9 protein-coding genes and 1 pseudogene are annotated in these 22,404 nt (G+C 73.1%); 9 read left to right on the top strand and 1 reads right to left on the bottom strand.

Going from position 1 to position 22,404, the window contains the following annotated elements; all coding sequences use genetic code 11:
* Positions 1–124: 124 nt before the first annotated feature.
* The 8 genes from OHS70_RS32435 to OHS70_RS32400 all read left to right on the top strand — a co-directional run bounded on the left by OHS70_RS32435 (position 125) and on the right by OHS70_RS32400 (position 21,680).
* Positions 125–1,291 (top strand): glycosyltransferase family 4 protein, encoded by a 1,167-nt coding sequence (locus OHS70_RS32435; protein ID WP_328403373.1) that lies wholly within the window; start codon positions 125–127, stop codon positions 1,289–1,291.
* Positions 1,288–2,007: a class I SAM-dependent methyltransferase gene (locus OHS70_RS32430; protein WP_328403371.1), complete on the top strand. Its 720-nt coding sequence runs from the start codon at positions 1,288–1,290 to the stop codon at positions 2,005–2,007. The genes OHS70_RS32435 and OHS70_RS32430 overlap by 4 nt, the downstream gene beginning before the upstream one ends.
* Positions 2,004–6,218, top strand: coding sequence for an alpha-(1->3)-arabinofuranosyltransferase domain-containing protein (locus OHS70_RS32425; protein WP_328403369.1), 4,215 nt, complete (start codon positions 2,004–2,006; stop codon positions 6,216–6,218). Before OHS70_RS32430 ends, OHS70_RS32425 begins: the two co-directional genes overlap by 4 nt.
* Complete coding sequence (locus OHS70_RS32420) at positions 6,215–7,525, top strand: condensation protein (protein ID WP_328403367.1); 1,311 nt, start codon at positions 6,215–6,217, stop codon at positions 7,523–7,525. Before OHS70_RS32425 ends, OHS70_RS32420 begins: the two co-directional genes overlap by 4 nt.
* Positions 7,522–8,238, top strand: coding sequence for a class I SAM-dependent methyltransferase (locus OHS70_RS32415; RefSeq protein ID WP_328403365.1), 717 nt, complete (start codon positions 7,522–7,524; stop codon positions 8,236–8,238). Before OHS70_RS32420 ends, OHS70_RS32415 begins: the two co-directional genes overlap by 4 nt.
* 4 nt (positions 8,239–8,242) lie before the next feature.
* A complete protein-coding gene (locus OHS70_RS32410; RefSeq protein WP_328406062.1) occupies positions 8,243–9,124 on the top strand; it encodes a hypothetical protein in 882 nt (293 codons plus the stop codon).
* A 25-nt stretch (positions 9,125–9,149) separates the two neighbouring features.
* Positions 9,150–9,359, top strand: a complete 210-nt coding sequence (locus tag OHS70_RS32405; RefSeq protein WP_328403363.1) for a Trm112 family protein — start codon at positions 9,150–9,152, stop codon at positions 9,357–9,359.
* 312 nt (positions 9,360–9,671) lie between these two features.
* Positions 9,672–21,680, top strand: a complete 12,009-nt coding sequence (locus OHS70_RS32400; RefSeq protein WP_328403361.1) for a non-ribosomal peptide synthetase/type I polyketide synthase — start codon at positions 9,672–9,674, stop codon at positions 21,678–21,680.
* A gap of 120 nt (positions 21,681–21,800) precedes the next feature.
* On the opposite strand, the pseudogene OHS70_RS32395 reads toward OHS70_RS32400, so the two are convergent.
* Positions 21,801–22,052 (bottom strand): annotated as a pseudogene (locus tag OHS70_RS32395) (winged helix-turn-helix transcriptional regulator); the annotation flags it as partial.
* A gap of 54 nt (positions 22,053–22,106) precedes the next feature.
* Between OHS70_RS32395 and OHS70_RS32390 the strand changes: the two are divergent.
* Positions 22,107–22,247, top strand: coding sequence for a hypothetical protein (locus OHS70_RS32390; RefSeq protein ID WP_328403359.1), 141 nt, complete (start codon positions 22,107–22,109; stop codon positions 22,245–22,247).
* Positions 22,248–22,404 lie beyond the last annotated feature (157 nt).

The raw sequence follows: 22,404 nt of genomic DNA, 5'->3' as shown, positions 1-22,404 counted from the left end.
GCCGAACACGTGCCGAAAACTGTCTACCCCCACCAGAGCACGGCCCCCCGGTCGCCCTTTCCCCTCACTCCCCCACTCCCCCCACCTCTTTCCCCTCCGCACCCTGACACGAGTTGGAGCACCCATGCCCCAGCACGTACCTCCCCCGCTGCTCGAAGCAGAGCATGACCCCCACAGATCTCGTCACCGCAGCAGGCCGCCCGCCGTACCGGGAGTCCCCCCGTCCCCCGGACGTATCGTCTTCCTCGCCCACCGGGACCTGGGCAACCCGGCAGCCGGCGGCTCCGAGCTGCTGATCGACCAGCTGGCCCTGGGCCTCACGGCTCACGGCCACGAAGTCACCCTGCTGTGCGGCGGCCCGGCCGTGCACCGCCCCTACCGTGTCGTGTCCGCGGGAGGCCCGCTGGGACACTACGTGAACGCACGGTCCGCCTTCGCCCGGCAGGTCGGTGAGTGCGACCTCCTGGTCGAGGTCTGCAACGGAATGCCGTATCTGGCTCCGCTGTGGCACCGCGGCCCCACGCTGTGCCTGGTCAACCATGTGCACACCGAGCTCTGGGACATGCGCTTCCCGGCTCCCGTCGCCCGCGCCGGCCGACTGCTGGAGCATTGGGCCCTCGCGCGGGCCCACCGGGGCAACCTCCTGGTCGCCGTCTCCCCTTCCACGGCCGGCGCCCTCCGGGCGATCGGGGTCCCGGACCGGCAGATCCGGGTGGTGCCCAACGGGGTCCACGAGCCGGGCGTCCAGAGCCCCCGGTCCAGGACCCCGCTGTTCCTGGCTCTGGGCCGGCTGGTCGACTACAAGCGCATCGATCTGCTGCTGCACCTGTGGGAGCGGGTCCGGCCCGTCACCGGCGGCAGGCTCGTCATCGTCGGGGACGGCCCTGAGCGCACGCGGCTCGAGCAACTCGCCGGTCCTGACGTCGAGTTCGCCGGACATGTGTCCGAGCCGGAGAAGCACCGCCTGCTCTGCGAGTCCTGGATGCTGCTGCACCCGGCGGCCGTCGAGGGCTGGGGACTCGTCGTGACGGAGGCCGGCGCCCGGGGGACACCCACCGTGGGTTTCGACGTACCCGGTCTTCGCGACTCGGTCGAGGACGGTGTCACCGGCGTCCTGGCCAGAGGCGAGTCGTCGTTCGCCGCGATGTGGTGCGCACTGGCACTGGACGACGAACGGCGCGAAGGTATGGGCAAAGCCGCGGCGGAGCGGGCCTCCGCGTACCGCTGGAGCAGCACCGTACGGCAGTTCAGAGCGGTCGCCGCCGAAGCGATGATCGGCGCGCGCACGTGAAGGACCCATCCTTCCGCCGCTCCCTCACCCTCTTCCGGGCGTTCATGCGGGAACAGGCCGACCCGGCTTCCGCATACGGTCTGCTCGCCCGTGACGCGGCCGACCAGGTGGAGCGCTACGTCAGGCTGAAGGGCCGCGTCGTCGTCGACATCGGTGGCGGCAGCGGGTACTTCACCCGTGAGTTCCGGCGGCGCGGAGCGCAGAGCTATCTGTTCGAGCCGGACCCGGCGGAACTCGCCGCGGAACCCGCCGAGGGAACGGTCGTCGCCGACGGCTACCTGCTGCCGCTCGCCGACGCCACGGCCGATGTCTGCTTCTCCTCCAATGTGCTCGAGCATGTGTCGGATCCACGGACCTTCCTCAGCGAGATGGCGAGGGTGACCCGGCCCGGGGGCCTGATCTACGTCTCGTTCACCAACTGGCTCTCCCCGTGGGGCGGCCACGAGTGGGCACCGTGGCACTATCTCGGTGCCGAGCGGGCCCGCGCCCGCTTCGAGCGCCGTACGGGCCGTCCGGCCAAGCACCGGCTCGGGGAGAACCTCTTCGCCATCGACGTCGGATCGACGCTGCGTCACATCAGGGGCCTCGAGGACGTCGACATCGTCTCCGCGCGCTCCCGGTACTGGCCCGTCCTCCCGGAAGTCGTCCCTCGCGTGCCCGGGCTGCGTGAGTTCGCCACATGGAACCTCCTCCTCATCCTCCGGCGGTGTTCATGACCAGCGCAGTCCACGCACGACCGCCGGCCTCTCCCAGCGCCGCGGGTCCTCCGCCCGGCCCGTCGCCGCAGCCGCGGTCCAGGCGCTGGCTCCTCGGGTTCTGGGCAGCCGTGTTCCTGGCCTTCCTGGCGGTGTCCCCGGGGCGTATGACGTTCGAGACGAAGCTGGGGGTCGTCGCCGACCCCTGGCAGTTCATCCGCGATCTGGGCGGGCTGTGGCACGACCGGGCGGGTTTCGGCGGGATCGCCGACCAGTACATCGGCTACGCCATCCCCATGCTGCCCTTCCATGCCGCTGCCGACCTGCTGCAGATGCCGGTCTGGCTCGCGGAACGGCTGTGGCTCTCACTGGTGGTCGCCACCGCCTTCTGGGGCGCACTGCGGCTCGCCGAGCGGCTGGGCACCGGCTCCGACCGCGGCAGGCTGCTGGGCGCGGCCGTGTACGCCCTGTGGCCGACGTACACGATCGTCGTCGGTTCCACGTCGGCGGCAGCCCTTCCGGGTGCGCTGCTGCCGTGGGTGCTGCTGCCCCTGACGAACCCGCTGACCGGCCCGAGGATCGCGGCGGCGCGCTCGGCGGCGCTGATCCCCCTCATGGGCGGGGTGAACGCGGCATCGACCCTGGCTTCCCTGCTGCCGGTCGGTCTGTACCTGCTGAGCCGCCCGGCCGGCCCGCGCAAACGTGCGCTCATCGCGTGGTGGGTTCCCGGTGTGATCCTCGCGACCGCCTGGTGGATCGTGCCGCTGCTGCTGCTCGGGACGTACGGCGAGAACTTCATGCCGTACGTGGAGTCCGCGCACACCACCACCGCCACGATGTCGGCGACGGAAATGCTGCGCGGGGCGGGCAACTGGGTCGGCTATCTGAACTTCGGCGAGGCATGGCTGCCCGCCGGCTGGACCGTCGCCACCTCGGGCGTCGTCATCGTGTGCTCGGCGCTCGCCGCCGCGCTCGGTCTCGCCGGCCTCGCCCGGCGGGACCTGCCCGAACGCCGCTGGCTGGTGCTGACCGCACTCTCCGTCGGTCTCATCACTCTCGCCGGATACGGGGGTGCGCTGGGCGCCCCGTTCCACGCGAGTGTCGAGGGCTGGCTCGACGGATGGCTGGTGCCGTTCCGCAACATCTACAAGTTCCAGACGGGGCTGGCGCTCGCCCTCGCGCTCGGCCTCATGCACCTCACGTCCCTGGCCTCGCGCCCCGCCCTCGGCCTGCCCGCCCGTGCGCGCCGCTTCGCGCCTGCGGTGGCCGCCGCGCTCGTGCTGCCGGGTCTGTGCTGGCCCTACGTCAACGGCTCGATCCTGCAGCCGGGTTCGTTCCAGAAGCTGCCCGCGTACTGGCGGACGACCGCGAGCTGGCTCGAGGAGAACTCGGCCGACGACCGCGCGCTCGTCGTGCCCGCGACCGCGCACGGGATCTACACCTGGGGCTCGCCGATCGACCAGCCGCTGGACGTCCTCGCCCGCTCCCCGTGGGCGCAGCGCGACTACGTGCCGTTCGGCACCCCGGGCAACCGCAGGGCGATGGACGCGGTCGAGCAGGCGCTGACGTCCGGCGGCGAGGTTCCCGGACTGAGCGAGTATCTGCACCGCGCGGGCCTGCACTACGTCGTCGTACGCAACGACCTCGACCCCGACCAGCTGGGTCATGTGCCCACCACCACGGTGAAGCGCACCCTGGAGGCGTCGGGGTACCGACGGGTCACCGGCTTCGGTCCGGTGATGACCGGCGGACGGATCGCGGACGACACGCCCGTGCAGGTCGAGGGCCTGTTCCCGCGCCAGCGCGCCGTGGAGGTCTACGAGCCGCCGGCCGGCACCACGCGTCCCGGAAAGGCGCGGCTGACGCCCGTCGCGTCGACGGCCGTCGTCAGCGGCGGCCCCGAGTCTCTGCTGCCGCTGTCCGCCGGCGGCTCCCTCGCCGGGCGTCCCGCCGTCCTGGCCGGCGACGCCCATCCCGGGACTGACCGGCCTTCGCTCTATGCGGCAGGAGACGGATTGCGCCGCGCCGACACCCGGTTCGGCCTGGTCAACTCCAACACGTCGCACACCTACACCCGCGACGAGCGCAATGCGCCCGGGGCGGCGCAGGATCCGGGGGCACGGCCGCGGCAGATCCTTCCGGCGTCCGATCCGCGGCACCAGACCACGTCCGTGCTGCGCGGCGCCGCATCCGTCAGCGCCTCCTCCGTCGGCAACTGGCTCTTCCACCTCCCCCAGTACGACCCCGTCAACGCGTTCGACGGCAATCCGGACACCGGGTGGGCGGAGGGGTCCCCCGGGTCCCCGCAGGGCGAGTGGATCAGGATCGCCTTCGACGGACCGATCCGGATTCCCGCGTCGCTGCAGCTGACGCCGCTGCCCAGCGCCAATGTGCGGGCCGCGCCCACTGTCGTGCGCGTCGAGACCGACAGCGGCAGCCGGGTCAGCCCCCTGCAGCCGAACGGGGCCGCACAGCAGGTGGCGGCGCCCGAGGGGACCGCGACCTGGCTGAAGGTGACCATTCTGGGCTCGCAGCAGGGCCGCCCCGGGCTGACCGGGGCCGGGTTCACCGAGATCGCCGTCCCCGGTGTGCAGGTCACCCGGATGCTGGACCTTCCCTCGGACGCGCCCCGCGACGGCGCCGACTCCGTCGTCTACGCGCTGCGCCGGGGCAGCGACCCGGGCGGGCTGTCCGCGGTGCCGGCCGAGGTGGGTCTGCACCGGCAGTTCACGGCGGCACGCTCCGGCGACTACACCGTGAAGGCCACCGCCCTGCCCGTACCGGGCGAAGCGCTGGACCGTCTGCTGTTCGACCTCACGGGACAGCGCGAGAAGATTCTCGTGAGCGCGGAGTCCACCGCGCGGCTGGGGACCAATCTGAGTCCGCGGAACCTGACGGACGGCGATCTCACCACGGCCTGGATCGCGGGCGAACGTCCCGTACTCCATCTGGCCTGGCCGAAGAAGACATCGGTCGGCGAGATCGTTTTCGCGGCCGCCGGCGGACTGTCGACACGGCCCGAACAGGTGCAGATCAGCTCGCCCGAAGGGACCGCGGTGGCCACGGTGGACGAGAACGGTATGGCGCGCTTCTCCCCCATCACCACCGACCGCTTCGACATCACGATCTCCCGCTCGGCGCCACTGACCCTCCACAACCCGGTCGCGGACGAGCAGTTGCAACTGCCGGCCGGGCTGAGCGAGGTCTACGTCCCGGCGCTCGAGAAGTTCCGCGCGCCGCAGCCCGACCCGGACAAGGCCTTCGCCCTTCCGTGCGGCAAGGGGCCGGTCGTCTCCGTCGACGGGCAGTTCCTCGAGACCCGTGCCGAGGGCCGGGTCCGGGATCTGACCGAGCGTCGCCCTGTGGAGATCTCGCTCTGCACGGACGGGAGCCGGGTGGCACTGGACCGGCGGACCCATACGGTCGAGGCGGGGGACACCGGTCCGCTCGCCGTCACCGACATCTCGCTGACCACCGGCAGTGTGCGCGCCGCAGACAGCGCCCCGCGCGAAGTCGATGTCGAGGACGGCGAAGGGGACCAGCGTGCCGTGCGGGTCGGGGCAGGCGACGCCTCGTACCTGCAACTCCACGAGAACCACAACGCGGGGTGGAAAGCCACGCTGGACGGCCGGGAACTGACGCCGCTGCGGATCGACGGCTGGCAGCAGGCCTGGCTCGTCCCGGAGGGCAAGGGCGGCACGGTCACGCTGCTCTACGCACCGTCACGCGTGTACGACGCCGGTCTGATCGGTGGCGGGGTGCTGCTGGTACTGCTCACCGGGGTCGCGCTCGTACGGCGTCGGGGCAGCGGGCCGGACCCGGCCCTCCAGGCGCCGGAACCATCCGGTCCCGGCTTCCTGCTGGGCACCGTGGCGCTGACGCTGGTGGGCGTGATGGTCGCCGGTCCGCTCGCCGCGCTGGTCCCCGTCCTGGCCGTCGTGGCCCGGCTGCGTCCGGCTGCGCTCGGGCCGATCGCCTTCACGGCGATGGCCGGCGCAGGTGCGGCCGCGGCGCTGGACAGCGGTGAGGCGGTGTCGCTGGGCAAGGGTGCATATGGGCCGGTGGCCCAACTCCTGGCTCTGACGGCCCTGTTCGCCGCACTGGTCACGGTGCGGCGGGAGCACGGCGCACAGGTCCGGCAGGGGTCGGGCGCCGGTCCCCGTGGCGAGCCGGGCAGCGGTGGGGAAGCCGGTGTGCCGACGGCTCGGCCCCCGGCAGGGAGTGCCCGATGACGACGACACAGCAACCGTCCTCTCCCGACGCGGATGCGGTGCCGCAGCTGCCCCGGGTGCCGTTCCCCGTCGTCGACGAGGTGGCCCGGCACTGTACGCAGGACGCCGAGCCGAACACGGTCCACATCGAGATCCATCTGCCCGGCCTCCTCGAACCGGACCGGATGCGCGCCGCGTTCTCCGGAGCACTGGCGAGGCATCCCCGCTCGCTCATGCGGGAGAGGGTCCGTGGCCCGCTCGCCCGGCGTTACGAATGGGAGCTGACCGGCGAGCCGGACACCGAGGTGGTCACGTTCGTGCCGCGCACGGCCGGCGCGCTCGGCCGTGCCCGGGAACGCGCCCTCGCCGAGGCACCGCCCCTGACGTCGTCCCCGCCGTTGCGGCTGGAGGTGATCGAGGATCCCGAAGTCCTCGGCTGCGTACTCCTGTTCACCATGAACCACACCGCGCTCGACGGTCCGGCGTGTCTGCGGCTGGCGGCGACGGCGGCGGAGCTCTACGGCGGGCACCCTGTCCCGGCGGTTCCGCCGCCCGCCCGTCAGGCGTCCGGGCCGCCGCACCGGACGGGCCGCGGGCCGGTGTTCGCCAGACCCGCGCGGGTCGCACCGGGTACGCCCGGTGCGGTGCCCGGGAACGCCATGCTCGTCGCCGAACTGCCCGTGCCCCGGCGCAGCCCCGGAGCTCCGTACACGGTCAACGACCAGCTGATGGTCGCCACCGCGCTGACTCTCGCCCACTGGAACCGGGCGCACGGGGCACCCGACCGTCCGCTGCGCATCACGATGCCCGTCGACGACCGCACCCGCGGGCCCGAGATGCCGATCGGTAACGGCACCCGCCTGGTCGAGGTCGGTTTCAGCGCCGCGGACGTGGCCGCCGGCACCGACATCGCCTCGCTGCTGTGCCGTACCGCGGAGCGGACACGGGCGCTGAAGGCGCAGCCACGTCCGCAGCTGGGCCGTGGTGCCTCGCTGCTGACGACCCCGGTGCTGCCCGTCGCCGTCCGGGCGGGCATCACCCGGGGGCTGCGGGTGCTCGCCGCTCCGTGGGTGTCGACCACGCTGCTCAGCAACATCGGCCGGATCCCCTACCCGCTGGACTTCGGCGACGCCGGCCGGGCCACGGCGGTGTGGTTCTCGGCACCCGCCCGGATGCCGCGCGGGCTGACCGTCACCACCGCGGCGACGGGAGGCCGGCTGCATCTCGTCCTGCGCTGGTCCCGCACCCTGCTCGGCGACGAGGACGGTGCCCGCCTGCGCGACCTGTTCGCCCGTCACCTGGCAGCGACATCCCCGGAGGCCGTATGAGCAGGGCCGGTGGTCTGCGCGACTTCTACGAGGACCCCGCCGTGCCCGTCGCGTCCGGCGACGCACGCAGCCGGCGCCAGGCGCAGTTGCTGGCGGCGGCGCTGGGGGCGTCACCGGGTCAGCTGGTCGTCGACGTCGGCTGCGGCGACGGAAGCGCCGCCGCCACGGCCGCACCCCTCCTCGCCGGACACCGGATCGTCGGCGTCGACTGGTCTCAGGACGCGCTGCGCCGGGCGCGGCCGCGGCTGGGGCACGTGGTGCGCGGCGAGCTCGAGCACGGCGGGCTCCCCCTTGCCGACGGCTGCGCGGACGCGGTGCTGTTCAGCGAGGTCATCGAGCATCTCGTCGACCCGGACCGGGCCTTGGACGAGCTGCGGCGGATCCTGCGGCCCGGCGGTCATCTGATGCTGTCCACGCCGAACCTCGCCGCCTGGTACAACCGGGGGCTGCTGCTTGCGGGATGGCAGCCGGTGTTCTCCGAGGTGAGTCTGCGCGGCATCCACGGCCGGCCCGGCTCGCAGGTGGTCGGTCATCTGCGGCTGTACACCGCGCGAGCGCTGCGCTCCTTCCTGACCGCCGCCGGATTCGCGCAGGTACGGATCACGGGCGCGCCCTTCCACGGGGTTCCGCGCGGGCTGCGGCTGCTGGACAGGGCTGCGTGTGCCGTGCCCGGCGCGGCCTCCATCCTGCTGGCCCATGCCCGGCGCGGGTAGCGCGATGTGGTGGGGTGTGGGCGCCGCTCTGCTGGCCAACGTGCTGTACAGCGTGGGCTTCGTGCTGGAGAAGAGGGCACTCGGGGATCTGCCCGCGCTGTCCACCCGCAGGCCCGTGCGTGTGGTCCTGGTGCTGCTGACCAGTCCGCTGTGGCTCGTCGGATCGCTGGCGCTGGCCGCCGGCTTCGCGGCCCAGCTGGTGGTCTATCGCGCGCTGCCGATCGCCGCCGCGCAGGGCATCTTCGTGTCCGGTCTGGTCCTGCTTCTGCTTCTGTCGTCGGCGGTGCTCGGCGAGCAGCCGTCGGGCCGGGAGCGCTATGCCCTCGGCGCCGTACTGGTCGCGCTGCTGATGGTGGTCGCCTCGGTGCGCGAGGGCGAGGACGTGGTGAGCAGCGGAGCGCCGTGGACGCTGGTGCTCCTGGTGTGCGTACCCACACTCGCGGCGGGGGTATGGCTGTACGGGCGGGTGGAACGGCTGGCCAGGAGACGCCACCGGGTGCCGACGAACGGCATCGGGTACGGCGTGGCGGTGGGACTGCTGTACGGGGTCAGCTCACTGGCGATCAAGGGCGCCTCCAGCCGTCTGACCACTGCCGGCCTCGGGGAAGCGGCCCGGTCGCTGCTCGGGTCCCCGTACCCGTATCTGCTGCTCTTCACGGCGGTGGCGGGCCTGATCATGTCCCAGGCCGCGCTGCAGCGCTGCCGCGCCTCGCTCATCGTGCCCGTCTGCACCACGGTGACCTGTCTGTTCACGGCGGTGCTCGGGACTCTCACCTTCGGGGAGACGCTCCCGGAGGATCCCCTGCTGCTGACACTGCGGGTGGCCGGCACGGCGCTGGCGCTCTCGGTACTGCTGGCCATGCCGCGCCACGATCCCCGGACCTGATCCCCACCACCCGAAGGAGTACCCGATGGACCCCAGCGATCCGCTGCTCCGTATCCTCGTCTGTCCGCTCGACAAGGGCCCGTTGACCTTCCTCGCCGAGGAAGACGTGCTGTACAACCCGCGGTTGCACCTGAGCTACCCGATCGTGGACGGCATACCGCAACTGCTCCCGTCGTCGGGCGACAGGGTCCGCGAGGACGTCCACGAGAAATATCTCCGGACGGCCGCTGAATGACCACTCATCTGCGAGGCCCCGACTCTGCCGGCCTGCGGCCGTCCACCGCAGGCGCCTCGAACGCGCCCTCCGAGGACCATGCGGCGCGGCCGGGCACGGGCGAGAACACGTCGCCCCACTGAGGGGCTCCAGGACGTCGATCACGACGGCGGGTCGCGTCCGCCGTCCCGCCGTGACGGTCTGCTCGCACCCTGACTTCCGCGACCGCTCGCCCGATCAGCCATGATCTCGGCAGAACAGGCGGTGGGCCGTCATTCTCGCGCGGACGCCGCGAGCGGCCCGCAGCGGACCGAGCGGGGAGCAGGGGCGCAGGTGCGGGGACCGAACGGCGAGACGGCGTTGCTGGATGTACTGGTGGGCGCGGCGGAGGAGGCGCCGGACCAGACCATCGTGCATGTACGGGGTGACGGCAGCGAACAGGTCGTCACCCACCGCGAGTTGCGGGACGAGTCGATGCGGGTGGCCGGAGGCTTCATCGCTGCCGGACTGGCGCCCGGGAGTCCCGTGGTGTTGCTCGCCGACCGCAGCGACGAGTTCCAGCCGCTGTTCTGGGGGGCTGTCGCCGCTGGTCTGATACCGGTTCCGCTGGCGCCCGACGCGCGGCGGGTGCTCCCCGTGTGGGAGCTTCTCGACCAGCCCCCGGTCGCGGTCGACGAAGCCTGCGCGCCCTTGCTCCCGGCCCTGCCCGACACGGTACGTCCGCTGCGGCTGGCCGAATTGCGCGAGAGCGCCGCGCCGGGGGCCCTGCCGGTGCCGGCCCCTGGCGATGTGGCGTTTCTGCAGTTCTCCTCGGGCAGCACCGGGTCCCCGAAAGGCGTCGAACTGACCCATGCCGCCGTGCTGGCCAATCTGGAACAGATCCGCGTGGCCGCGGCGATCAGGCCGGACGACGTGGTGGCGAGCTGGATGCCGTACTTCCACGACATGGGTCTGATCGGCACCCACCTGGTCCCCCTCGCGGCACGGCTCAAACAGGTGAAGCTGGGGCCGCTGTCGTTCGCGAAGCGGCCCGCGCTGTGGCTGGAGTCGGCCGCGCGTCACCGGGCGACCCTGCTTTCGGCGGCGAACTTCGCGCTGGCGCTGGTGGAGCGGCGGCTCACGGAGGATGCGCTCAGCCGGATCGATCTGACGAGCGTTCGGACGATCCTGGTGGGCGCGGAGCCGATCTCCCCGTCGGTGTGGCGTGCTTTCGCCGGCAAGATGCGGCCCTCGGGGCTCGCCGCAGACGCGCCGCAACCGGTCTACGGCCTCGCGGAGGCGACGCTGGCCGTCGCCTTCCCGCCACCGGGAGAGGTGGCGCGGCCCCTCGCGCTGGACCGGGCCGCACTCAGCCAGGGGCGGGCGGAGATGGTCGCACCCGGTCCGGATGCGACAGAGTTGATGGATGTCGGCCACCCGGTGCCGGGGTGCGAGGTGCGAATCACCGACGACGAGGGCGAGCCGCTGGGCGAGTGCCGGGTGGGACACATCGAGGTCCGCGGCCCACAGGTGGCGCGCGGCTATCACCGCTCCCCCGAGGCGACGGCGGCCGCCTTCGCCGGCGGGTGGCTGCGCACGGGCGACATGGGGTTCCTCAACGAGGGACGGCTCTGCGTGACCGGCCGGTTCAAGGACGTCGTCTTCGTCAACGGCCGTACGTTCCACGCCGTTGACCTGGAAGAGGTGGCAGCGGGCACGCCGGGGCTGACGCCCGGTCCGGTCGCGGTCGTCGGCTCCACCGATCCGGTGGGCGGCGGGGAACGGGTCGTGGTCTTCGTGGCGTCGGGGCCGTCCCGGGCGGCTGCGGCAGGCGATGTGCTCGACGAGGTCGCGGCCCGGGTGGGCGAGGCACTGGGCCACGACGACGTACGGGTCCTGGCGCTGCCGGCGCGGTCGTTCCCCCGCACGACGAGCGGGAAGTTGCGGCGGGCGGTGATGCGGGAGCGGTTCGAGGCGGGGGCGTACGGACAGGCCGGGGTGCATCGGGCGGCGGGGGCGACGCGGACGGCAGGTACCGGACAGGCCATCGATGCGACTGCGGGGGCCGGTAAGCCCATCGGGGCGTCCATGCCCCGCTCCCGCACGGACATCGAGTCGGCCGTCCGCTCCATCTGGGCGCGGGTGCTGGACCTGCCCGCCACCGCGATAGGCCCGCACGACGCATTCCTGTCCGTCGGGGGCTCGTCGCTCAAGGCCATGGAAGTGCTCGCCGCGCTGGAGGACACGTTCGGCCTCACCCTTCGGCCGTCCGACGTGCGCGACCACAGCACGGTCGCCGCGCTCGCCGGCCATGTGCTCGCCTCTCTCGGTGTCGCCCACGCGCACATCGACGCGCCCCAGGAGGCGGGTGAGGCACCTGGCCGACCCGCCGTCGCGATCACCGCCATGGCCTGCCGTTTCCCTGGAGCCGATACGCCCGAGGCCTTCTGGGCCCGGCTCGCCGATGGCCACGACGCCGTCACCGGCGTACCCGCCGGGCGGTGGTCGACCGCGGCGGAGACCGAGGACCGGTGGGGTGCGTTCCTCGACGATCCTGCCGGATTCGACGCCGGCTACTTCGGCATCGGCGACGAGGAGGCCCGCGCGACGGACCCGCAGGCACGGCTCTTCCTGGAACTCGCGCACGAGGCCCTGGAGCGGGCCGGTTACGCGGGGCCGCGGAGGCGGGGCCGCCGGGTGGGTGTGTTCGCCGCGGCCGGGGACAGCGGGTACCGCAAGCTGCTCGAACAGGCTTACGGGGAAGCCGAGTTGTCCGCGTCGGCGCTGACCGGGAATCTGCCGAACCTGCTCGCCGCGCGGGTCGCGCACTGCCTGGACCTGACCGGTCCCGCGCTCGCCGTCGACACGGCGTGTTCATCCGCCCTGGTCGCGCTGCACCTGGCCCACCGCAGCCTGCAGCAGGGGGAATGCGACATCGCTGTCGTCGGCGGTGTCCATCTCAACCTCACCCCCACCGGGTACGCACTGCTGGAGAAGTCGCAGGCTCTGTCGCCGACCGGACGCTGCCACGCGTTCGGTTCCGCGGCCGACGGCTTCGTCCCCGGGGAGGGCGGCGCGGCGATCGTGCTGATGCGCCTCGACGATGCGGCGAAGGCCGACGATCCGGTTCTCGCTGTGCTGCGCGGCACCGCGGTGAACAACGACGGCCGCTCGCTGAGCCTGATGGCCCCCAATCCCTTGACGCAGCGTGAGGTCATCACGCAGGCGTACCGCGAGGCGGGCATCGATCCCGGCAGCGTGTCGTACGTGGAGGCCCACGGCACGGGTACGCCGATCGGCGACCGCGTCGAGATGCGCTCGCTCGCGCACGCCTTCCGGCCCCGCGCCGACGGGCGTCCCCGGCTGCTCGGCTCGGTGAAGACAAATCTCGGGCATCTTCTCAACGCCGCCGCAATGCCGAGCCTGGTGAAGGTGGTGCTGGCGCTCGGGCACCGACAGCTGCCCCCGTCCCTGCACCACACGCCGCCCGCGGCGAACCTGGACCTGGACGGGTCCGGCTTCGCGGTGGTCGGCGAGCTGTGCGACTGGGAGGCGCCCGGTCCGCTGACCGCCGGAATCAACGCGTTCGGTTTCGGCGGTACCAACGCCCATGCGGTCCTCGAAGAGCCGCCCGCCCGGCCGCTGCCCGCTTCGCCCCCGTCCGAGGGCGTGCGGCTGCTCACCCTGTCGGCGCGCAGTGCCGATGGCCTGCGCGCCGCCGCGGCGGATCTCGCGAGGCATCTGCGCGAGCACCCGGAGCTCGACGAAGGAGGCGTCTGCGCCGCCGTCGCCGCTGCCCGCGACGAGGGGGCCCACCGTCTGGCCGTCGTGGCCGACGGGGACCTCGCCGCGCGCCTGGAGGCACGGCCGCCCGGCACCGAGATGCGGTCGCGGCCACGGTTGGTCTTCCTCCTGCCGGGACAGGGTGCCCAACGTCCCGGACAGGCCCGCGCCCTGTACTCGCAAGCGCCTGCCTTCCGGGAGGTCCTGGACGAGGCGTCCGCCCTGGTCGGCGAGGTCGACGGCCGCAGCCTCGCGGCCTGGTGCCTGGATCCCGACACCCCTCCCGCCGCGCTCGCCCGGACCGATCTCGCCCAGCCGATCCTCGTCGCGTACGGGGTCGCTCTCGCACGCCAGCTGAAGGCATGGGGCATCACGCCGGACGCCGTCGCGGGGCACAGCGTCGGTGAGATCGCCGCCGCCTGCGTCGCCGGGACGCTGACGCTTGCCGACGCCCTGCGGTTCGCCGCCGAACGCGGACGTCTGATGGCGGAGCTGTGCGCCCCGGGCGCGATGGCCGCGGTGCATGGCGGGGAAGAGACCGTCGCCGCGCTGGTGGCCGGTTCGCGGGGCGCGCTCGGTGTGGCCGCGGTCAACAGCACCCGTCAGGTGGTCATCTCCGGAACGGCCGAGGCTGTCGACCGTGCCGTGGACGAACTGACCGCCCTGGGTGTGGCGGTGCGGCGGCTGGACGTGTCCCGGGCGTTCCACTCGCCCCTGATGGGCCCGGCGCTCGGCCCGCTGGCCGACGCGGCTGCCACCCTCCGCCTCCACCCGCCGGTGACACCGCTGATGAGCACGGTCACCACCGAGTGGCAGCCGGCACTCGACCCGGAGTATCTGCGGCAGCACGCGAGGCGGCCGGTCCGCTTCGGCGCCGCCGTCGAGCGCCTGCTCGACGACGGGTACGACACGTTCGTCGAACTCGGTCCCGCCGCCACCCTGGGCGGGGCCGTCCGTGCGGTCGTCGCGGCACACGCTCGGGGATCCGACGCGGTCGCGCTGACGGCGGGGAACGGGGACGGTGCGCGGGGCCTGCTGAAGACCGCCGGCCGGCTCTGGCAGCGCGGCGTGCGGCTGGACCGTACGGCGCTGGACGCCGGGCACGCCCGTGTCGCCGTACCCACCTACGCCTTCCAGCGCCGACGGTTCTGGCCCGAGCCCGCGCCCCGGCCGCTGCTGCACCGCTTCGTGTGGGACGACGCGCCGCTGACCGTCGGCACCGGACCGCGCACGGTGATGCTCGCCGGTCCGGACTCCTCGCTGTCCCGCGCTCTGACGGACCGGCTCACGGGCCGCGGCGTCACGGTGTACCGGTCCGGGGCTCTGCTGCCCGAGGGAGCGCCCCGGCCGGACGTGGCCGTGCTGCTCGCCGGTCCGGCGCCCGATCCGGACAGCGTGGCCGCGTTCGACGCTGTTCAGCACAGCTTGGTGACGGGCCTTCTGGATCTGCTGCCCCTGCTCGCGCGGGACCGGCCCCGCGTACTCGTCGTCACCGAGGATGTGCATGCCACGGGTGTCGTGCCCGAGCGCCTGCGCCCCGCGCAGGCGGTGCTCACCGGGCTGACCCTCGCGCTGCCCGAGGAGCTGTCCGGCACCGTGGCGCACAGCGTCGACCTGTCCTCGCTCGACGATGTCGCCACGCGGCTGAACGCGCTCGACCACGAACTCGGCGCGCGGGCAGGAACACAGCCGGACGCCGTGGCCTGGCGTGCGGACCGACGCCTGGGCCGGACCGTGAAGGCCGTCGCGACGTCGACATCGGCGTCGGCGTCGGCGTCGGCAGAGTTGCCGGCCGACGGCGTGTATCTGATCACCGGGGGCGCGGGCGGGATGGGTGGCGCGCTCGCCCGCGATCTCGCGGATCGCGGCCGGCCGACACTGGTGCTCACCGGCCGTTCCCCGATGCCGCCCGCCGGGCTGCTGTCCGAGCTCCGGGCGCTCGGGGCCGTCGCCGAGTACCGCGTGGCCGATGTATCGACCGAGGCCGGCGTCGAGGCCCTGATGGCGGACCTGCCCCGGCTGGACGGACTGTTCCACGCGGCCGGGGTGGTGCGCCCCGGCACACTGCGGTCCAAGTCGCCCAAGGAAGTGACGCAGGTCCTGGCCGCGAAGACGCGGGGAACCCTGCTGCTGGCGCGCGGACTGCGGCGGCACGGCCTGCGCCCCTCGGTGTGCGTGGCGTTCTCCTCGGTCGCCTCGGTCCTGCCGGGCCTGGCAGGAGCACTCGGCGACTACGCGGCCGGCAACGCGTACCTCGACGCGTTCGCCGCCGCCGAACGCGCGGCCGGCCGGCCGTGGCAGGCGCTGAACTTCGCCGCGTTCGCCGAGACGGGTCTGGCCGCGCGAGCGGAAGTGCCGGCCGGCTGCGCCGGCCGTGGGCCCGCGCCGCTGGGCACCGGCGCCGCGCTGGAGGCGCTGCGCCTCGCCTGCGGCCTCGACGCCGCCCAACTCCTCGTCGCCGACCCGGACTCGGGCTCCGCGCCGCGCCCGTCGGCGACAGCTCGCACCGTACCGGTACCTGCACCCGCCCCCGCGGCGGCCACCGCCGCGAACGCCTCCGGAGCAGCGGCCCGCCCGTCTGCACCCACTCCCTCGCCCACAGCCGGCGCCGCGGGGCGTACCACCGGGGAGGCGGACGGCGTTACGGCCGTTCTGCGGCGGCTGCTTGCCGTGTCGCTCCAGCGCGCCGCGGACGACCTCGGTGTCGACGAGCCCTTCCTTGCCATGGGCCTTGATTCGCTCACGGCCGTCGATCTCGTCAAGCGCCTGGAGAAGGAGCTGGACCGGTCACTGCCGATCACGCTGTTCTTCGAACACCGGACTCTGGGCGAGCTCGCCGCCCACCTCCACGCCGAAGAGCCCCACACGGGTCAGGTGCTCAGGCACCACCAGGAGGCTCCGGCCGACAGCCCGTTCCCCCTGACCCCTGTGCAGCTCGCCTTCGTCACCCAGGGCCGGCTTCAGCCGGACATCACCCCCTACGGCTACGTACGGCAGACGATCAGCGGCCCGCTCGATGCCGAACTGCTCGGGCAGGCGCTCGGACGTCTCGTCGACCGCCACCCGATGCTCCGGATCCGCTTCCACCCCGGGAGCGACGCAGGCAGGCCCGAACAGGCCGCCGTCGCACCCGGCCAGGGCCCGGTGCCCGCCTGGTACGAGGTCCGCGACCTGCCCGGCGTACGCGCGGACGACGAGGAGCTGGAAGCCCTCGAAGAGGCACTGTGCAACCGCCCGTTCGACCTCGCCGCCGAGGCGCCGGTACGCGCGGTGCTCGCCCGTACCACGACGGGCCCCGCCCATCTCGTCCTGGTGGTCCACCACGCCGCCGCCGACGGCTTCAGCCTGAACATCGTCGGTGAGGAGCTGTGGACGGTCTACACCGCGCTGTCCGAGGGGCGAACGCCGGACCTCGCACCCCTCGGAACCAGCTTCTCCGCCTACGCCGCACACCTCCGGGCGGAGCGATCGGATGCCGCTTTCGCCGAGGACCAGGCGTACTGGCGCGCTGCGCTCGCCGACATCGACGAGCCGCTCCAGCTGCCCTACGACGGTGATCCGCGAGGGGTGCCCGCACCCCCGCTCCTCGCCCATCAGGCCGCCACCGATCCGGAGCTCTCGGACGCGTTGCGCAACGTGGCGGCAGCTCACGGCGTCTCGTTGTTCCATCTGCTGCTCGCCGCGTACGCGCGGTGTCTGTCCCGGTGGAGCGGGCGGCGTGACGTTGCCGTCAACGTCGCCCGGGCCAGGCGCGAGACCCGGCTGCCCGGCATCGACCGGCTGGTCGGGCCGCTGGCCGACACCCTGCCCCTCTTCGCCTCGGTGGACCCGGACGAGCCGGTCCACGCCCTTGCCGTACGGCTGCGGGACGCCTGGCTGTCGAACGAGAGGCACGCCCGGCTCACCAGCCTGGACCTCGCCCGGCTCCTGCCCTCGGGCGGCGCCGGGCCGCGTACGGTCAGCCCCGCGTCGTTCAGTCTCTCGCGCTTTCCGGTTTCGGTGGATCCGCACTGTCCCGTGGAGGTCCGGCCGACCGCTGCCGGAACCGCTTCCGCAGCCACCCGGCTGAGCCTGTTGTGCTGGGAGTCCGACGGGACGTTGCGCTTCTCCTGGAACTTCCCTGCCCGGCTGTTCGACCGGACCACCGTGGACCGGCTGGCCCGGGAACACCTCGCCGAACTGACCGAACTCGCCTCGTCCACCGTCCCTCAGGCACGGACCGAGACACAGGCCGATCCACAGGCACAGGCACGATCCGGCATCGTGGCGCGCCTGTGTGCCCAGTTCCGCGCGACCCCCGACGCAGTCGCCGTCGACACCGGCGAGGCCACGATCACGTACGCCGAACTCGACCGCGCGTCCGCCGCCCTGGCCGCCGGGCTGCGTGCCTCCGGCGTCACCGGCGGCGACCTGGTGGGACTGCTGACCGAGCCGGGCGCCGACACCGTGGCCGGAGTCGTCGGCATCCTCCGGGCCGGGGCGGGCTGGGTCCCCCTGGACGCCACTCACCCTCCGGCGCGCCTGGCCGACCAGCTGGCACGGTCCGGTGCGCGGACACTCGTCTGCCACGCCGCCACCCGCGCGCAGGCTGCCGCACTCGCCGAGGCCGCCCCGGTCTCTCTCGTCCTCGTCGACGACCCGTCACCTGCTCCCTGCCATGTCGACGCGGAAGCCGCCACCGTCCCGGGATCTCTCGCGTACGTGATCTTCACCTCGGGTTCCACGGGGCGCCCGAAGGCGGTGCCGATCACTCACCGGTCGATGGCGAACTACCTGGACTGGGCTCTGGCCACGTTCGGGTACCACCGAGGCGACCGGCTCGCCCAGACCGCCTCCGTGTGCTTCGACGCCTCGGTGCGCCAACTCCTCGCGCCGCTGCTCGTCGGCGCCACCGTGGTCACCGTGCCCTGGCATCTGGTCCGGGACCCCGAGGCGTTGCTTGACCGGGTCGAGAAGGCCAGGATCTCCGTGTGGAGTTCGGTGCCGACGCTGTGGTCCCGGCTGCTGGAGGCGGCGGAGACACGTGTACGGGAGGGAGCGCCGCTGCCGGATCTGTCGGCGTTGCGCTGGATCCACGTCGGCGGCGAGGCGCTCTCGGCCGCCCATGTCCGCCGCTGGTACGACCTGTTCGGCCCCGGTCACCGCATCGCCAATCTGTACGGGCCCACCGAGGCCACCATCAACGCGACCTGCCACCTCGTCGAAGGCCGCCCCGCCGACGACGTACGCACGCTGCCGATCGGCCGCCCCCTCACCGGTACGGAGGTCGAGGTGGTGGCTGCGGACGGGCGCCGCTGCGCCCCGGGCGAGTCCGGCGAACTCCTCATTTCCGGGACCGGTCTCACCCCCGGCTATCTCGGTGAGCCGGAGCTGACGGCCGCCGCGTTCACCGAGCGCGGCGGACGCCGCTGGTACCGCAGCGGGGACCGGGTCCGCAGCCGCCCGGACGGGGTACTTGAGTTCCTCGGGCGCCTCGACGACCAGGTGAAGATTCGCGGGTACCGGGTCGAACCGGGCGAGATCGAGGCGGTGTTGGAGACTCATCCCGCTGTCGTCCGCGCCGCCGTCGTCCACCGCGACGACCGGCTGATCGCCTTCGTCGAATGCCGCCTCGGCGACCCGGCACCGGAGCCCACGGCCCTGCGGGCCCACCTGACCCGCACCCTGCCGGGATACATGCTCCCGTCACGGATCCACACCGTCGACGCACTGCCCCTGACCGGTACCGGCAAGATCGACCGCAGCGGCCTCGCCGTACCCGCGCCCCGGTCGCCCTCTGCCGACACTCCGGGGCCCGCCTCTTGCGCCGCACAGGGCGATGTCCGCAGGACACCCCCTGTGACGCCGACCGAGATCCTCCTGGCCCGGATCTGGTCCGAACTCCTCGACGTCCCACGGATCAGCCGGGAGGACGATTTCTTCTCACTCGGCGGGGACTCCCTTCTCGTCCTCCAGGTGTTCGCACGGCTCCGGGACGAGATCCCGGTGCTGCCCAGGCCCACCGTCATCTACGAGCACGGCACGCTCGCCGCACTCGCCGCCGCGGTGGACAGCACCCCGGCGGACGACGAGAGCCGCGTGGTCGGCCCGGAGAGCACCGTCGGTCCGGTCCATGCGGACAGCGCCGTCCCCACTCCGTTCCCGCTCACGCCCAGCCAGCGTGGCTTCCTGCTCGCCGAAACAATCTCGCCGGACGCTGCCTCGGCATGGCTGGCCTGTCTGCGGGTGCACGGTCCTCTCCGGCCCGACCTGTTCCAGCGCGCGGTCGACTCCTGCGTCGTACGCCACCCCATGCTGCGGACCGTCTTCCCCGCCGGCGCGCGGCCGCCGGTCCAGCAGGAACTCCCGCCCTCCCTGCGGCTCCCGGTCGACTTCGAGACGGTGACGGACCCCGGTCTGGTGCCGCTGCGGATCGCCGAGGAGCGTGAGCGCCGCCTAGAGCCGTGGGCGTGGCCGCTGCTGCGCCTTCGGCTGCTCACCCTGGCCCCCGACGAGCACCTGCTGGTCGTCCACGCCCATCACCTGATCGGCGACGGGTACAGCGTGGCGCTCCTCGGCCGTGAACTGCTCGCCGCCTACGACCGTCTCGTACGGGGCGAGTCCGCCGAACTCCCTCTGCCGCGCAGCACGTTCCGCGATCATGTGGCCCTGCTGGAGCGTCCGGTGGCCGCACCCGGCGGGCCGGAGACCGAGGCGCGGCAGGCCCGCCTGAACGCCCCGTACCACCGCCCGGCGCTCGGCCGGGGCGTCGAGTCAGCGAAGGCCGGTGGGGATCTCGTACCGCCGCCGTACCGGTCCACCGGGTTCACCCTGGACACCGGCCGGGTCGCGGCATTGCGCCGGGTCGCCGCCGAGGCGGGCACGACGCTCTTCGCCCCCCTGCTCACCGCGTACCACCGGACGCTGGCCGAGTTCACCGGGCAGGACGATCTGATTCTCGGCCTGGCCGTCACCGGACGCGACCACGCCCTGCCCGACGCGCACCTCGTCTTCGGTCCCTTCGCCACGGCCGTACCCCTGAGGCCGGGCGCGCTGCCCGGCGCGGAGGTGTCAGGCCGGTCCTTCGCCGACGACCTGCGGCGAATCGCTGCCGAGGCGGCGGACGCACGTACCCATGGCGGCGAGGCCACCCGGGCGGAGGGGGGTCTGCCCCCGGCCGTGCAGTTCCTCTTCACCTTCCTCGACTTCTCCGCTCTCGGGCCGCTGAGCGGAGACACGTTGAGCCTCACATGGGACGACAGCGATCCGGAACTTGCCCCGCCGCCGGTGGGCACCGACACGTTCCTTGCGGTGCGCCCGGTCGGGGCCGAGGGCCTGCGGGTGGTCCTTCGCGCCTCAGCGGCGGGCTTCACGGAGGCGGCCTTCGAGAGGTTCACGCGTGCGCTGCGCGACCAGCTCGCCGAGGCCGCGGACGCGATGCCTCCGGTCGGCACGGCCGCCACGGCAGGCACGGTGGACGCCGCTCTCGTGGGCTACCTCCCCGCACCGGCGTACCTCGCCTCACTCGCGGGACCTCTGACGGGAGCATCACTTGAACCGTCCCGTGAGCAACTGCGGGATCTGCTCTTCCCCGACGGGCGCCCGCGTCTGGTCGAGGTGATCAGCACGCCACTGGGCCGTTCCGGATTCGTCTGCCTGCCGCTGTTCGCCGATGAACTCCCGGCCACGCCCGACCTCGCCGGGCGTACCGCCCGGGCCGTGGAGTACGCCGCTTCCCTGGGCGCCCGCTGCGTCTCGCTCGCCGGGATGATTCCCGCGCTCACCGGCTACGGCTTCGGGGTCCTTCGGGAGACCGACACGCAGGCTGCCGTCACCACCGGTCATGCGGCGACCACTGTGTCAGTGGTCAAGACCGTCCATGCCGCGCTCGAGGCATCCGGCCGTGAGCTCGACGAGCTCGCCGTCGCGGTGGTCGGCCTCGGCTCCATCGGAAGGTCCTCGCTCGAACTGCTCCTGACCCTCGCCCAGAGGCCGCCCGCACGGCTGGTCCTGTGCGACGTCGCGGGCAGTGAACCGCGCCTCAAGGAGCTCGCCGAGGGGCTGCTCGATCGCGGTCTGGCCACGGCCGTGGAGGTGCACGAGTCCGATCCGGCGCTGCCGGCCGTCGTGTACGAGGCCGGTCTCGTCGTCACCGCGGTCAGCGGCGGCGACTCGGTGCTCGACGTGGAGCGGCTGCGGCCCGGTGCGATCGTCGTCGACGACTCGTTCCCCCACTGCTTCGACACAGCGAAGGCCTTGGGCCGGATGCGGGAGCGCCGCGATGTGCTGATCGTGGGCGGCGGCCTGCTCGCGATCGGTGACGCCGAGCGGCGGATCGCAGAGGGGCTCCCGCCCGCCGCGGCGGCAGGGTACGCGGCGCAGTCCTGGCTGCCCGGCACGATCGCCTCCTGCCGCCTCGAATCGCTGCTGCGTGCCGCTCGCCCCGGGCTCCCGTTGGTGCACGGCCTGGTGGACGGCCCGCTCGCCCTCGCCCACTGGAGGGAGATGGAGGCCGCGGGCGTGGAGGCGGGGCCCCTGCACCTGTTCGGGCACGCCGTCGCCATGGACCGCCCGCCCGCCGACCCGCACCTGCGGAACTGAAGGGGGCTCACCGGGTCACTCGGCGGTGACCTCGCCGCAGTCACAGGCCGAAGCGGCCCTGGCCGAGCCGGGCCGAGGCCCCACCACACGTGTCGCGTCTGTGCCTTGGACCGATCCAGGTCAGCCGCTCCCCCCCGAAAGGCTCGCCTCCTGCGCGTCGATCAGCTCGTCCCAGTGCTCTCGCGTCCACTCGCAGGCTGCGTCCAGCGGGCCCAGCAGGCCCAGGCCGAGCGGGGTCAGGGTGTACTCGACACGGCGCTCGGTGCCCTCGTACTCCTCCCGGACGACGAAACCGTCCCGCTCCAGCCTGCGCAGGGACTGGGTCAGCGACTTGGCCGTGACGCCACGCAGCGGGACCTTGAGCTCCGAGACCCGGCGACTGCCCGGCCGGCCACGACGGCCGAGTCGGCCCGCCTGTGGCCGACGGTGGTGGCCGCGATGCCTTCGTACGCGGCCTACCGCACCGCGACGGCCCGGGAGATCCCCCTGGTTCTGGTCACCGCTGCAAGCCGACGGGCAGTTGACACGGACGACCACGCTGACGGCCCGAACCCGAAGCGATGCTGATTCTCATCGACCCGCCACGCCCCCGTCCGCCCGGGCGGCCTTCGCGCGGACGAGGCCCTGTGGAGGACTACGCCGACCGGCCGACCGGACAGACGCCGTAGTCCATCGGAGGCTGCCGTCGTTGCGGTGCATAGGATCATGACGACTTCTGACGACG

The sequence above is a fragment of the Streptomyces sp. NBC_00390 genome, from assembly GCF_036057275.1.
In the GTDB taxonomy this organism is placed as follows: Bacteria; Actinomycetota; Actinomycetes; order Streptomycetales; family Streptomycetaceae; genus Streptomyces.
This window is presented reverse-complemented; position numbering and strand designations above follow the sequence as displayed.

Coding starts and splice junctions, on each gene's coding strand:
- OHS70_RS32415 (WP_328403365.1), top strand. CDS start 7,522: ATGAGCAGGGCCGGTGGTCTGCGCGACTTCTACGAGGACCCCGCCGTG.
- OHS70_RS32425 (WP_328403369.1), top strand. CDS start 2,004: ATGACCAGCGCAGTCCACGCACGACCGCCGGCCTCTCCCAGCGCCGCG.
- OHS70_RS32410 (WP_328406062.1), top strand. CDS start 8,243: ATGTGGTGGGGTGTGGGCGCCGCTCTGCTGGCCAACGTGCTGTACAGC.
- OHS70_RS32435 (WP_328403373.1), top strand. CDS start 125: ATGCCCCAGCACGTACCTCCCCCGCTGCTCGAAGCAGAGCATGACCCC.
- OHS70_RS32420 (WP_328403367.1), top strand. CDS start 6,215: ATGACGACGACACAGCAACCGTCCTCTCCCGACGCGGATGCGGTGCCG.
- OHS70_RS32405 (WP_328403363.1), top strand. CDS start 9,150: ATGGACCCCAGCGATCCGCTGCTCCGTATCCTCGTCTGTCCGCTCGAC.